This window comes from Gracilibacillus oryzae (assembly GCF_009498735.1).
Lineage (GTDB): Bacteria > Bacillota > Bacilli > Bacillales > Amphibacillaceae > Gracilibacillus > Gracilibacillus oryzae.
The window spans coordinates 11,632-25,309 of the sequence record NZ_ML762445.1 but is presented as its reverse complement, the minus strand read 5'-3'; the positions used below and the strand labels follow the sequence as shown (position 1 = coordinate 25,309).

The following is a 13,678-nucleotide window of genomic DNA, read 5'->3' as shown; positions in this document are numbered from 1 at the left end:
AGAAAAGAGCGTCGTCACACTTGAACGATGCTCTTTTCAATTAGAGAAATCACTCCTTGTTCTGTTCCGATTAGTACATCAACTCTCATTGGGACAGCGGAGTATTATTGCACAAGCTCCTCTGCAATCGGCCAAACCTCGTTATTTTATTTTCAATGGTTTAGTTGAATTGCCAATTTTTAACATTGCAGAAACACGATCTTTTTCAATCTCATTATTTTCTTGATACATATGAAGCAATCTGTTTATTGCCACCCTGCCCAGCTCCTCTTCATTCTGCTTTAAGTGGGTGAATCTCCATTCTAAGTCATATTGCGGGGGACTATCAAAGCAGATAATAGACATATCTTCTGGCACTTTCATCCCTAATTGCTCTACAGCAGTTTTTGCTAAAATAGCAATATTATATTCCAATGCGAATAGTGCTGTCATTTTGGGATTAGTTCTAATGTGCTCTTTTATTACTTCAACATCTTCTTCTCCCGTTGCCTTTGGAATTGGCAAGGTACTTTTAATATGATAACACCACAGATCTCTATTAACTTTCACTTGCTTATCCGCATACGCGTTAACAATTCCGGTTAACCTGTCCTCTATCGATGTCATCTCATAATCCACAGGCATAAGTACTCCGATTTGTTCATGTCCAATCTCGAAAAGATAATTAACCCCTTTTAGTGCTGCTTCCTGATTATCAGTTGCTACAGATGTTGCACCCAAACCTTTAAAAATACGGTCAATCAATACTAATGGAAATTTATTAACAACCATTTTCAGTATTTCTGAACTATAATGTTCAGAGTGAGCAGGATATATGATTAAGCCATCAACCCCGTAATCCAGTAACTCTTTTACGATACGTTCCTCTCGCTCTGGATCCCCTTGAGAACGTTTCAATACAATAAAACATTTACCATCAGATTCTTCTTCTATATAATGAATTAAACCGCTGCCAAAACTATCGGTGAAAGAAGTTATGATTAATCCAAATAAGGGTTTTTCCATTTTCAAAGAATGATTGATCCCCTTGTTATCACTTCTTTGTTTCGCTACAAACGTACCTTTACCTCGTTGCCGGTAAACAAAACCTTCGTTAACAAGCATTTCTAAGGCTTTCTTACTGGTTATTCTACTAACTTGAAAAGCCTCAGCTAATTCATTTTCGGATGGAATCTTATCACCGATTTTATATTTAGCTGAAATTATTTCTTCCTTTAAAGATTCATAAACTTGTTCATATAAAGACTTCATTAAGCCACCTCTATCTAGAAGCAAATTTTGATATATTATTATATATCGATTATAACAAAAAATTAGCAGTAATATTTAACTAGGATTATTTGTTGGTCAATGTTATAAAGAGTCTGGCCATAATAGAAGAATATTATAGTTAGGAAACTTGGCAGAATTTGCATAAGGATGATGTTCACCTTTAGATTTCAGTGGTGCAGTGAGCATGGAAAATTCAATATAAATCGCAGGAGTAGTCGCTGCCTCATATAAAACTATTTCTACTGAAAAAAGGTTAATCAGACTTTTGACTAACCTTTTGAGCAATACAATAATTACCTGTAAATTACTTTCAGATGCTATTTCTCACCGCATTCAAGTAGATTGTGCATATTTTTTCCGAATACTATCTATATACTTGCTCACTTTCTCATCGTAGTCAGGATAACTGTAACCAAGCGCTCCTGCGATATGGTATGCAGTTTCTCTAAATAACCGAATACATCTATACAGCGCTTCCCACATTTCCTTGTAGGAACCCATACGATAGGTGGATAATAACGTATTCCATGTAGTATCAGGAATGTAGTTTTTTAAAAATTTATCTGATTTGCCTAGACTTAGTGAAAATTCCGTATCCAATCCAACCTTCCAACGTAACATGGTAAGCAAATTAGGGCGGAAAACGCCGTTCATTATATCAATCGCGAATAGAATCTCTTTTCTAGCAAGACCCTTTGCAACATAGGTAGCCGTCCACCAAAACTCATTACAGCAGTCATCAAATGATTGATAACTCGGCTTCTGAATGTGATACATGCTGTCTGTTGGGATGCTTGGATTTTGGATTAGATTGTCTTTGTCTAACAATACTTCAACTAAGCCATCGGATTTTTTAAAATAGTCTTCATATTCTTCCAACGGAATTAACGTTAGGTCTATTTTGGTTCCGTCTTCAAAAAGCATTAAATACGAGAACCAATTACCCAATTCTGGCGGGAACAATTCCATTGCTTCTGGTTTTTGCATGATAATTCTCTCACCAAAATAACCCAGCCAATCATCATTCCTTTTAAAAGATTGCAGATCTGTTACAAAATAACTAAAATCATAATCTTGAAATTCGTCTTTCGGTATATTAGGGTTTGTCAGCGATCCTTCCAAGGTGAAAATTCTCACCTTTTCACAATTACGGGCAAAATTCATTCCTAAGTCCATCATTTCTTGCTTACTTCTCACCTATATCACCTCAAATTTAATTTCTCCATTTAATAATAGCGCCACACATCGCTAGTTATCTCTTTCCGCCTATTAAGTTATAGCTATTGTAAAGATTGGACCTTTGAGAAAAACTTAAAAAAGCCCAGATAAGAGGCATAGGCTATGATAGATCCCATAAAAAATGGTATCAAAAACGTCGTGATATGAAAACTTCCATAAATAATCAATCCACTGAGTAATCCAATGCCCAAAGTAAGCAACGGATTCCCAAGTGTAATTAATATAGCGTTTTTTAATGCTACTAATAGCCCTGAATGCATATGGACAGTGACAGAGAAGAAGTGAAGTGTACAAACCAATAAGAAGAACGCAAAAATTATAAATATGTAACTAAACAGTTGACTTACATGTTCCGTGAAAAAATAGTAATCAACAGCTAAAATAACCCACGAGGCACACAAAATAAGTCCACCGAGCATGCTTCTTACATAATTTGCTTTATAATGACTAATAAATGACCGAAATAAGTTCTTATTTTCCTCAATATTCATAATTCTATTTCTAATAATAGCAAACATTGCTGTCGTTGACGGAAAAAACACAAAAGGTGCAAAGAATACGATAAGAATCAACAATGCTATCCACTCATTACTATTATCTACTAACAGCATAGCTATCGAAAAATAAACGATAGGTAAATTAAATAGAAACCAAAAAAGATTAGCTATAGCCACAGTCATGACCCAATCGGTTATTTTATAGACTTTGCCTGTCAAACCATCAAGTTCCATACTAAACCCACCCTTTCATTGTAGAGAACTAATTGATCACTGCCATAGAAGCTTCCCTTTCCAAGGATGCAGCTTCCACTACCACGTGCGCAATTCCTCGAAAGAGAAAAGGAATTTTGCTACGTGCGATAAGTTTATGGGATTTTTCAGATAGAGCTCCTCCCTCAGATGTAGCAATTTCCGCAGATGTGATTTCCCCAACTAATAGGAGAAGCCCTCTTTTGTCCCAAGCCTTTACTACTATTTAAATTACAGGGATATGAATGTCTACTTCTTTCCCTATTTCAGATGATCGTAAAATACCATCAATAATTGCCTGATTAATAAGGATTTCTTCCCCAGGGATAGGGGCAGGCTTACCTTCTTTAATAGCAACTACAAAATCCCGAACTTTTGCCTTGAATATATCAATTGTGTGCGTTTGTACTGGAATTGTTGTATCTACATGATGATTATTTATGTCATGATACATACTAATAGAACCAATGCCTCCATCCCAGACACCACTCCACGGTCCACTTCCGGCTGGTGTTAGTTTCAGGCCACCATCTGTACCAAGAAATAATGTTGGTCCAAGCGAATCCATATGCATCGCCCATGATATCTTAAAGTTTAGAACTTTTCCGCCTTCTAATCGAATCATGGCAACACCAAAATCTTCTACTTCGAATTTGTCTGCTTCAGGATGATAGATTGAGTTTGTTCCAAAGTGGTTGGAAGTAAAGGCAGATACCGTAAGCGGCTTCGGATAACCTAATGCATTCAGGACTAAGTCCAAGGAGTAACATCCAATGTCTGCCATAGCGCCCGCACCAGCTAAGCCTTTATTTACAAACGTACCACCAGGCATTCCACGACGACGTCCCCCGCCTGTCTGTGCATAGTAAACATTCCCTAATTCTCCAGATCTCACAATATCTTTTACCGCCTGCATATTAGGATCATATCTAGGTTGGAAGCCCACTGTTAGAATCTTCTGTTGTTGTTTAGCAACTTGCACCATTTCAACTCCTTGGTCTAGCGTTACTGCTAACGGCTTTTCAACAAGTACATGTTTATCTGCCAATAAGGAATCGACACTGGTGCGATGATGGGCGACATTTGGTGTACAGATACTGACGCCGTCAAGATCCAATTCTAATAGATCTTTATGATCGTCAAACGCTTGTGCACCTTCTAATCCCAGTCGTTTGATAAACTCCTCTGCTTTACCAGGAATTACATCCGCTACCCCAGCAATCTTAACATCATTCATGTCAAGGTATGCTCTAGCATGAGCAGCTGCAATCCCTCCACTACCTATAATTCCAATATTTAAGATTTGCGTCATCATTAAACTCCTTCTTTTATATAAGCTGTTTTCTTACAGGTTTTTGCTCTAGATTAGAAAATTGACATGGGTTTTTTCTGTAACTAGATAGATCTAAATGAGAAAAAAATCCTTCATTCTCAGTAAAACAACCTTGTATAATCATCAATTATTTAACCAGTGTGCGTCCTGTTGATTGATATCTGCTCAAGGTTTGATATCAGAAATTATAAGTAAACTGCTTTCCCGGTTTTAGCAGATTCATAGATTGCCTCTAATATCTGTGTAACTACAAAGGCTTCCTCCGGCTTCACGACAGGTTCGGTATCATTTACAATGCTTTGTATCCACAAACGTGCTTCCAGATCAGCATCACTTTCTGTTTTTCCGTCATAGAAAGCAACCCCGCCAGCACCCAATTCAACATTCGTTTCATACAATTTACCAAAGTTCTCACCGTTTATACGAAGTCCCTCTTTCATATCTGCTCCGCCCTCTGTTCCACTTAATGAACACTTGGCTTCATCCTCATCTAGCGTATTGAGGGCCCAACTTGACTCCAATACGATTGTTGCTCCATTTTCCATCGTAATAAAACCAAAAGCTGAATCTTCTACGGTAAACTTCTCAGGGTCCCAGGACCCCCATGCATTAGCAGCATTCTTCTTTTTCCCTAATTTATGATACGTTGTTCCAAATACAGCTTTTGGCTTGTAGTTATTCATCATCCAAAGCGTTAAATCAAGTGCATGTGTACCAATGTCAATTAACGGGCCACCTCCTTGTTTTTCCTCATCAAGGAAAACTCCCCATGTTGGCACAGCCCGGCGGCGAATCGCATGTGCTTTAGCGAAATATACTTCTCCCAAATCACCACGTTCACAAACTTGGTGTAAATACTGGCTATCCTGTCTAAACCGGTTGTTATAGCCAATCGTTAATTTCTTACCGGTTCTATTAGCAGCATCGACCATTCGCCGTGCTTCATCAGATGTTTTAGCCATTGGCTTTTCACACATAACATGTTTTCCCGCCTCTAATGCTGCTACTGTGATATCCGCATGCACATGATTTGGTGTACACACATGAACCACTTGGATTTCCGAATCTTCAAGCAACGATTTATAATCCTCATATACCTTTGCCTCTTGGGGACCATAGTCGTTTGCTGCCTTTTCCGCTTTGTGTACTTCAATATCACAAAATGCCACTAACTCTACTTGATCCAGTTTTCTTAAACTTGGCATATGTTTACCATTTGCTATTCCACCGCATCCAATAATTGCTACCTTCACTTTATTAGACATTTCTCATCCCCCCAGATGGCCTTTACTTCAAGTACAAAGCCAAATGTTCCTTAGCTTTGACAATCCCTTGTTGTTCAGCTTCTAATGATCCCCAATATCGATGATCCTCTAATTCAATACTAACTGGCCCTCGATAGCCTATTTTCTCTAGACGAACTGCCACTTTATCCCACTCCACTTCTCCATGCCCCGGAATGGTATAACGCCACGAACCTTCTGAAAAATCATATTGCGAACCAAAAGTAGCCGCTAAATTACCACATTCATATAATTCTTCCGCTAGAATTTCTGTGTCTTTACCGTGACAATAATTTATTCTGTCACCAAATTCAGACAATACCCTTAAATGATCGATTCCAAGGCGAACTAGGTGTGATGGATCATAATTAAGACCAAAGTGTTTAGATGGGATCTCCTTAAACATCGCTCGTAGCATTTCAGGTGTACAACCAATAGTTGGATACTGTGGCGCTGGTCCAGGGTATCCTTCTAAAGCGATATAAACTCCGGTTTGCTCTGCATGTTTTACAATATCAGGGAATGTTTCTTTCCATAAATGAAAGCTTTCTTTACGTGATGTATTAATGTCTTCTGGGATAAGACACATAAACATGACTGTTGCGCCCAGCTCTGACATCTCATCCATTTGTTTCTTAATTAACGCAACAGCTTCATCGCGCGCTTGTTTATCTTTACTTAAAAGCTTTGTGCTTCCAACTGCTCCCGCCCCATCAACAGAACCAATATCTATTCCATTTTCCTCACAAACGGCTTTTACTTCTTTGTTTATATACGGCACATCCAGTACATCTAAACCCACACTAGCAGCCCACTTCGCTGCACTTCCTATCCCTTGTTTTCCAATATTCGGTGATATGCGCATTCCTATTTTATAATTCATAAAATCCTCCTAAGTGAATGTTTAAAACTATTATTTTATGCCACTAAATGTAATCCCTTGCATAAAAGTTTTCTGCATAAAGAAAAATAATACAATGATCGGCAGTGTCATCATCGTAGATACGGCCATCATTAATCCCCACTCCGTTCCCTTCTGACTTTGAAATTGTTGAAGTCCCAGGGAGAGCGTATATTGAGATTCTTCTGTTAAATAAAGCAAAGGTCCGATAAAATCCGTCCATACATTCATAAATTGAAACAATCCAACTGCTAATACTGCGGGCTTAGCCAATGGAAGCATAATCTGCCAGTAGATTCTAAACTCACTAGCCCCATCAATTTTCGCTGCGTCCCTTAAAGTATCAGGCAGGCCCATAAAAAATTGCCGCATGAGAAAGATAGAAAATGGGACTCCAAAAAATGCTGGAACGATTAGCGGAAGTGGTGTTCCCACCCAGCCAATTTTGTTAAACAGTAAAAATAATGGAATCATTGTAACTTGCATCGGGATCATCATTACCGCTATCGTAATGACAAACATCACGTTACGCCCTTTCCACTCCAGCTTGGCGAAGCTATAGGCCACAAGCGGACAGGAAAGAATAACACCTAACGTACTCAAAACTGTAATAACAGTTGTATTCTTCAGGTAAGTAAAGAATGGTATATATTCTGTTGCATCTACATAATTACTCCATTGAAATGGGTTCGGAATCCATTCAGGAGGATAAGTAAATACTTGTGTTATCGGTTTTAGTGATGTCGAGACCATCCATAAGAATGGAATAATGAAAAAAGCTGAAGCAAGAATTAAACAAATTTGCGCTAACGACAGTTGAATTTTTTTCTTTATATGCGGTTGCATACTTATACCTCCCTCCTATTTTCCTTGATAATGAACCCATCGTTTGGATGTCATAAAGATTACAGCGGTTAAAGCCATAATAAGAATAAAGAGAATCCAAGCCATTGCGGAAGCATATCCCATATTAAAAAACTTAAAAGCATTGTCGTATAGGTACATAACATAAAAAGTTAACGTATTAGCAGGTGTCCCTTGCCCTTGTGTCATCGTATAAGGTAAGGTAAACTGCTGAAAAGCTCCAATTGATCCCATTACTAAGTTAAAGAATATAACGGGAGTCAGTAGAGGAAGCGTAACTTTAAAAGTTTTCTGGAGCCAGTTCGCACCATCTACTTCTGCTGCTTCATACAGTTCATTTGGAATATCTCCTAATCCAGCAAGATAAATAATCACAGGCTGACCAATTGCCCATAAAGACATCAAAATAAGCGATGGCTTCGACCAAAATTCACTACCTAACCAGTTAGGCCCTGTTATACCAACCATGTCAAGTGCACCGTTCACAAGGCCGAACCCGGGATTTAACAGCCACATCCATAATACCGCTAAGGCAACATGAGGGACTAGCGTAGGCAAAAAGAAGATTGTGCGATATATAGCCATCCCTTTTACTTTCATATTTAACATCATCGCTAAAGCGACACCTATAATGATACTTAATGGAACAAAAAATACCGCAAAATAGATGGTATTATAAATGGACTTCCAAAATAATTCATCACTAAAAAGCTGTCTGTAATTTTGCAGGCCCACAAATTCACCTGGCTGCAATATACTATACGTGGTAAAACTAAAGTAAATAGATGAGAAAAGAGGAAATGCATAGAATAAAAGCAATCCAATAACCCAAGGTGATGCAAACAGCCATCCAGTTAAAGATGAACCTTTTAATAATTTCTTATTTGTATCTCTAGCTAAAGCTCCGTCAATCGAAGTTTGCATATTTGAATTTTTTACATCTCGCTTCAAAGGTCACACCCCTTTTATTAATACTAAGGACTGGGACAAACACGTATCTTATCAAAGAAAGATCTATGGCGAGTCCGATTAACTCACTCCAAAATACATTTCACTTTCAAAGCAACATAAGCTCTAGCAGTGCATATTTCTCTTTGAATTGGAACGTGATAGTCTTGTCTCAGCCCCTTCTTACCTTATTCTTGCAGTGCTGCATTCACCTTCTCATTCACCTCTGCTAAAATTTCTTCAGGAGTTCCGTTTCCGCGAGTTGCATTTTCTACAGCCGTCGATAGCTCATTCCAATATAGGGATCCTTCAGTCATTACCGGACGTGCATGTGACTCAGGTAAAATATTTATAAATTCACTGAAAATAGGATCTTCTGTATAACCAAGTTCGGCATTGACAGAATCAATAACAGAAAAGTCTCTACTTTTTTCACTAAAAATTTTCTGCCCTTCTTCTCCGCCAAAGAACTTCAAGAATTCCCAAGCAGCCTCTTTTTCTTTAGCACCTTTCGGAATAACTACAGACCAACCACCAGACCAAGTCGTGTGATCAGAACCAGTTGGGGTTGGCATTGGTGCAACACCATAGTTTAGTTCTGGTTTGAACTTTTCAATATTTGCAACACCAAAGTTACCATCGATTTTCATACTAATTTGGCCAGTCAAGAATGGATCCATTGCTCCTGTCCCTTGAGAGTTGGTAAAACCAGCAATATCTTCTACACCATATTCAGCTGCGAAATCAGTTATCCATTGTAAAGCTTCCACATTTTTCGGATGATCTGCGGTTGCTGTTTTCGTTTCCGGATCATAAAAATCTCCGCCAAATGACCAGCCCCAACCATAAAACCAGCCTTGCCCATACCATGGAATAAAGCCAATCCTTTCAAAGCGATTACCGTCTTTAATGGTTAGTTTTTCAGCAGCGGCTTCTAGTTCATCAATTGTGCTCGGCGGATTTTCCGGATCTAAACCTGCCTCTTCAAAGTGATCCTTGTTGTAGAATAATAATCTTGAGTCTGTTGTCGTGGGGATTCCATAGAGATCGCCTTCATAACTTGCCTCTTCCCAAGAAAACGGATAGTACTTATCCTTTGTAATACCATCTTTTTCAGCTAAATCAGTCAACTTTTCTAACGATCCCTGGGCTGCCCATGATGCAACTTCAAATCGGTCAAAATAGGCGACATCTGGAGGGTTTCCACCCGCTACCGCTGTCAAAAGCTTCTCATTTTGTCCCTCACCTTGATTCGCTATATAGGATGCATCAATTTTAATGTCAGGATTTTGCTCTTCAAATGCTTTAATAACCTCTTCTACCGCCTCTCCAGATGTATCAGTCATAGGATGCCAAAAGGTAATCGTCGTTTGGTCTTGGTTGCCACCGGAATCTGACTCACCTGTTCCCGCTTCTTTATCTTGCGAACACCCAGCCAGGACCGCAAACAATGTAAACAAAGAAATAATACAGAAAATTTTAATTTTTGTATTTCTCAAAAGAAATACCCCCTTATTCTAGATTAAGTGTCTAATAAAAATGGAAACATCCTCCTCTCCTCTTACTCTATATAAATCAAAACGAATTAAGTTTTGATCATATGCAATTGAAATGAATCTTTACGATGTCCAAGTGATTTTCAAGAAATGAGCACGTGATATTTAGGATAACAACAAACATTGTAAGCGTATACAAACGAAGGTTAGAAAGGTGTAATATTGCGATATGAGCTATATTGAAGTATCAATTTACATAATAGTTATATTTATATATCAACTTATTAAACGAATTAATTTTTCATGTGGTTTTAAGTTAAGTTAAATGCTATTTTTCTGTATAAATCACCTTTATGTAAACGTTAACATTTATTATACATACATTAAATCAACTGTCAACCTCTTTTTTAAACATCTTTTTTCTTTTTTTAAAAGTTCTACTAGTTGATATAATAATATAACAAATAGATTAACAGGATGAATTAATGAAAAAAATGGTAAGTCTACTATGTAGGATATGTTTTAATTAGAGGGTTTTTTAACATTGAACAAACGTTAACTCCTGTACTGGCATGAAAACTAATAACAGGAACCAGACCCAATAGATTCGCCCTGTTCCTGCAATTCTTCAAAACTCCTATGGTAAAAATAATATGCAGCACACTGAGTGGTATAAAGCAAATGCCCTCTTCTTTGCAAGAAGGCTCTAGTGCTGTTGACAGAGTCGATAATAGATTAATTATTTTTCTAATTTAACTAAAATAGTCGATGGAGAAATATCCACCTGGTTCTTTTTATTAACTTCAAAAAACAATAAATATTATCATATTTTAATTTTTTTATGATAAAATAACGTTATAACATTATAATGTTTAATATACAGTTACTTTTTAGAATAGTAAATAGAACATGCATAAGGGAGAATGAAATGATAAATCGCTTCGTATTGCGTAATGTCAAACGTATTTCGGAAGAAGAATTTGATGTGGTGATTGAATCTGGTAAAATTCATGACATCACACCTCCTGGCCATGGACAGGGACAACAGATTTATGACCTCAAGGGTACCTATATTTCCAGCGGCTGGATTGATTTGCATGTTCATGCCTTCCCTGAGTTTATTCCATATGGGGATAAAATTGATGCGATTGGTGTAGCCCAAGGGGTAACAACCATCGTAGATGCAGGAAGCTGTGGAGCAGATAGAATAGAAGATTTAATCACCGCAAGCCTTTCTTCCAAAACAAATCTGTTTGCTTTCTTAAATATTTCTCAAATAGGGTTAAAGCGAGTTGACGAGTTGGCTAATCTAGCTTGGATTGATAAGCAAAAAGTCAAAGATGCTGTCACAATCTACCGGGACAAAATCGTTGGATTAAAGGCAAGAATAAGCAAAAGTGTCGTTGGAGAAAACGGGATAAAACCATTACAGATTGCAAGACAGCTTTCCTCTGAAACCAAACTGCCTTTAATGATTCATATCGGATCTGATCCACCTGCTATCACGGATATTTTGCCATTGTTACAATCGCGTGATGTTTTAACACATTACTTGAATGGAAAATCCAACAATCTATTTGATGAACAAGGGTATCCGCTGCCTGAAGTGAAAGATGCTATCGAACGCGGTGTGCACTTTGATGTCGGTCATGGGTCCGCAAGTTTTTCCTTTTCGGTAGCAGAATTGGCCAGGAAACATGGTATCTCTTTTCGAACCATCAGTACTGATATCTATAAAAACAACCGACTGCATGGACCTGTTTATAGTTTAGCCAATGTGTTAACAAAGTTTCTCTACCTGGGTTATTCCTTGGTGGAAATTATCCATGCTGTGACAATTCAAGCTGCTAGCTGGCTCAACAAACCAGAACTAGGTCGAATAAAAGTTGGCGATACGGCCAACCTGACTTTATTCAACGTAGAAGATCAACCGATTACACTAATCGATTCAGAAGGAAATGAGCGTCAAGCAAATAAACGTATTATACCAAAAGGAGTTGTCATAAATGGAGAGTTCATTGCATGCGAAGTACGGACTTAAACGCGTCATAAATGCAAGTGGAAGAATGAGTATACTCGGGGTTTCTGCTCCAACAGATACTGTGATGGATGCCATGAAACAAGGTGGACAAAGTTACGTGGAAATTGCTGATTTAGTCGATAAAGCTGGGGATTATATTGCAGGAACCCTTGGATCTGAGGCAGCTGTTATCGTCAATTCAGCTTCCAGTGGTATTGCACTATCTGTTGCAGCACTAGTTACAAAAGGAAACCAGCGCAAAAGCTTGCGGTTGCACCAGGAGGCTATCACTGATAATGAGATTATCATGCTGAAAGGGCACAATGTTCAATACGGCGCACCAGTAGAGACGATGGTTTATTTAGGTGGAGGGAATCTTTTGGAAGTCGGCTATGCAAACGAAGGGCGTGCTGAACATATCGAAGAAGCTATTAATGAAAAGACTGCCGCTATTCTTTATGTAAAATCACACCATGCCGTACAAAAAAATATGATTTCCGTTGAAGAAGCCTGGGAGGTTGCTCAACAAAATAAGATTCCACTGATTGTCGATGCAGCAGCTGAGGAAGATATTCAAAAATATGTGCAGTACTCCGATCTCGCTATCTACAGCGGTTCTAAAGCAATGGAAGGACCTACTTCAGGCATTGTCGGCGGTAAGCGGACATATATCGAATGGGTAAAACAGCAATTACATGGAATAGGAAGAAGCATGAAAGTAGGCAAGGAAACAAGCTTCGGCCTGCTGCAGGCACTGGATGAGTATAGCCAGAAGGAAGATACAAGTAAACAAGAAAAAGAAAGCCTGCTGCCATTAATGGAATTAAATGATCTAAGCGGAGTAAATGTAACGATTGTTCAAGACGAAGCAGGCAGAGCGATTTTCCGTTCAAGAGTACAAATAAATGCAGAAGAAACGGGCACAACTGCTGAAGCCATCACAACACAGCTTAGAAATGGCGACATTGCTATATACACCCGTGATTATGGGATAAAGCAAGGTTATTTTGATATTGATCCACGTCCATTAAAAGATGATGACGTCACTGTTATTGCCTCTCAATTACGTGCTTTATTAGGAGGAGACGAAAATGCCAAGAATCACTGAGCGTTTATATAAGAATAGAGTAGGACTTAATGTGTTGGCAAACACGATTGAAAATGCCAAGGATGTATTTGAAGCAGCTGAAGGATTCGTATTAGTCGGCGTACTTTCTAAGAATTACCCAACTGTGAAAGAAGCTGTTACTGCTATGAAAGCATACGGCCAAGAAATTGAAGATGCCATTTCCATCGGATTGGGGGCAGGTGACAATCGCCAAGCGTTAGTTGTTGCTGAAATTGCCAAACATTATGCAGGCAGTCACATCAACCAAGTCTTCCCTAGTGTTGGCGCTACTCAAGCCAACCTTGGCGAGAAGCAGAGCTGGATTAACAGTTTAGTTTCACCATCGGGTAAGGTCGGCTATGTTAATATTTCGACAGGTCCCAGCAGCAGTTCGACTGAGGAAAAGGCCATTGTTCCAATCAAATCAGCGATTGCCCTCGTCAGAGATATGGGAGGCAATGCATT

Annotated in this window: 12 protein-coding genes; 3 read left to right on the top strand and 9 right to left on the bottom strand. The window is 38.5% G+C overall.

Annotated elements, in window-relative coordinates:
* Positions 1 to 141 precede the first annotated feature (141 nt).
* From F9U64_RS18525 to F9U64_RS18485, 9 genes are all read right to left on the bottom strand, one after another.
* Positions 142 to 1,251, bottom strand: a complete 1,110-nt coding sequence (locus F9U64_RS18525) for a GntR family transcriptional regulator (RefSeq protein WP_153406387.1) — start codon at positions 1,249 to 1,251, stop codon at positions 142 to 144.
* 354 nt (positions 1,252 to 1,605) lie between these two features.
* On the bottom strand, positions 1,606 to 2,469 hold the full coding sequence (gene ant(6) / locus F9U64_RS18520; RefSeq protein WP_153406386.1) for an aminoglycoside 6-adenylyltransferase: 864 nt from the start codon (positions 2,467 to 2,469) through the stop codon (positions 1,606 to 1,608).
* An 83-nt stretch (positions 2,470 to 2,552) separates the two neighbouring features.
* Positions 2,553 to 3,242 (bottom strand): YesL family protein, encoded by a 690-nt coding sequence (locus F9U64_RS18515; protein WP_153406385.1) that lies wholly within the window; start codon positions 3,240 to 3,242, stop codon positions 2,553 to 2,555.
* A gap of 244 nt (positions 3,243 to 3,486) precedes the next feature.
* Positions 3,487 to 4,572, bottom strand: a complete 1,086-nt coding sequence (locus tag F9U64_RS18510; RefSeq protein WP_153406384.1) for a Gfo/Idh/MocA family protein — start codon at positions 4,570 to 4,572, stop codon at positions 3,487 to 3,489.
* 206 nt (positions 4,573 to 4,778) lie between these two features.
* On the bottom strand, positions 4,779 to 5,858 hold the full coding sequence (locus tag F9U64_RS18505; RefSeq protein WP_153406383.1) for a Gfo/Idh/MocA family protein: 1,080 nt from the start codon (positions 5,856 to 5,858) through the stop codon (positions 4,779 to 4,781).
* Positions 5,859 to 5,880: 22 nt separating this feature from the next.
* Complete coding sequence (locus tag F9U64_RS18500; RefSeq protein ID WP_153406382.1) at positions 5,881 to 6,759, bottom strand: sugar phosphate isomerase/epimerase family protein; 879 nt, start codon at positions 6,757 to 6,759, stop codon at positions 5,881 to 5,883.
* Positions 6,760 to 6,789: 30 nt separating this feature from the next.
* Positions 6,790 to 7,623: a carbohydrate ABC transporter permease gene (locus tag F9U64_RS18495; protein ID WP_153406381.1), complete on the bottom strand. Its 834-nt coding sequence runs from the start codon at positions 7,621 to 7,623 to the stop codon at positions 6,790 to 6,792.
* Between the two features lie 15 nt (positions 7,624 to 7,638).
* A complete protein-coding gene (locus tag F9U64_RS18490; RefSeq protein ID WP_228275794.1) occupies positions 7,639 to 8,592 on the bottom strand; it encodes a carbohydrate ABC transporter permease in 954 nt (317 codons plus the stop codon).
* Between the two features lie 185 nt (positions 8,593 to 8,777).
* Entirely contained in the window at positions 8,778 to 10,088 is a 1,311-nt protein-coding gene (locus tag F9U64_RS18485; RefSeq protein WP_153406380.1) for an ABC transporter substrate-binding protein, read from the bottom strand.
* 925 nt (positions 10,089 to 11,013) lie between these two features.
* On the opposite strand from F9U64_RS18485, the gene F9U64_RS18480 reads away from it, so the two are divergent.
* The 3 genes from F9U64_RS18480 to F9U64_RS23185 all read left to right on the top strand — a co-directional run.
* Positions 11,014 to 12,126, top strand: a complete 1,113-nt coding sequence (locus F9U64_RS18480; RefSeq protein ID WP_153406379.1) for an amidohydrolase/deacetylase family metallohydrolase — start codon at positions 11,014 to 11,016, stop codon at positions 12,124 to 12,126.
* The gene (locus tag F9U64_RS18475; RefSeq protein ID WP_153406378.1) at positions 12,092 to 13,213 is read left to right on the top strand and encodes a DgaE family pyridoxal phosphate-dependent ammonia lyase; all 1,122 of its coding nucleotides are present in this window, start codon (positions 12,092 to 12,094) and stop codon (positions 13,211 to 13,213) included. Before F9U64_RS18480 ends, F9U64_RS18475 begins: the two co-directional genes overlap by 35 nt.
* A partial coding sequence (locus tag F9U64_RS23185) for a KDGP aldolase (protein ID WP_407647345.1) occupies positions 13,197 to 13,678 on the top strand: 482 nt, incomplete at its 3' end. The genes F9U64_RS18475 and F9U64_RS23185, both read left to right, overlap by 17 nt.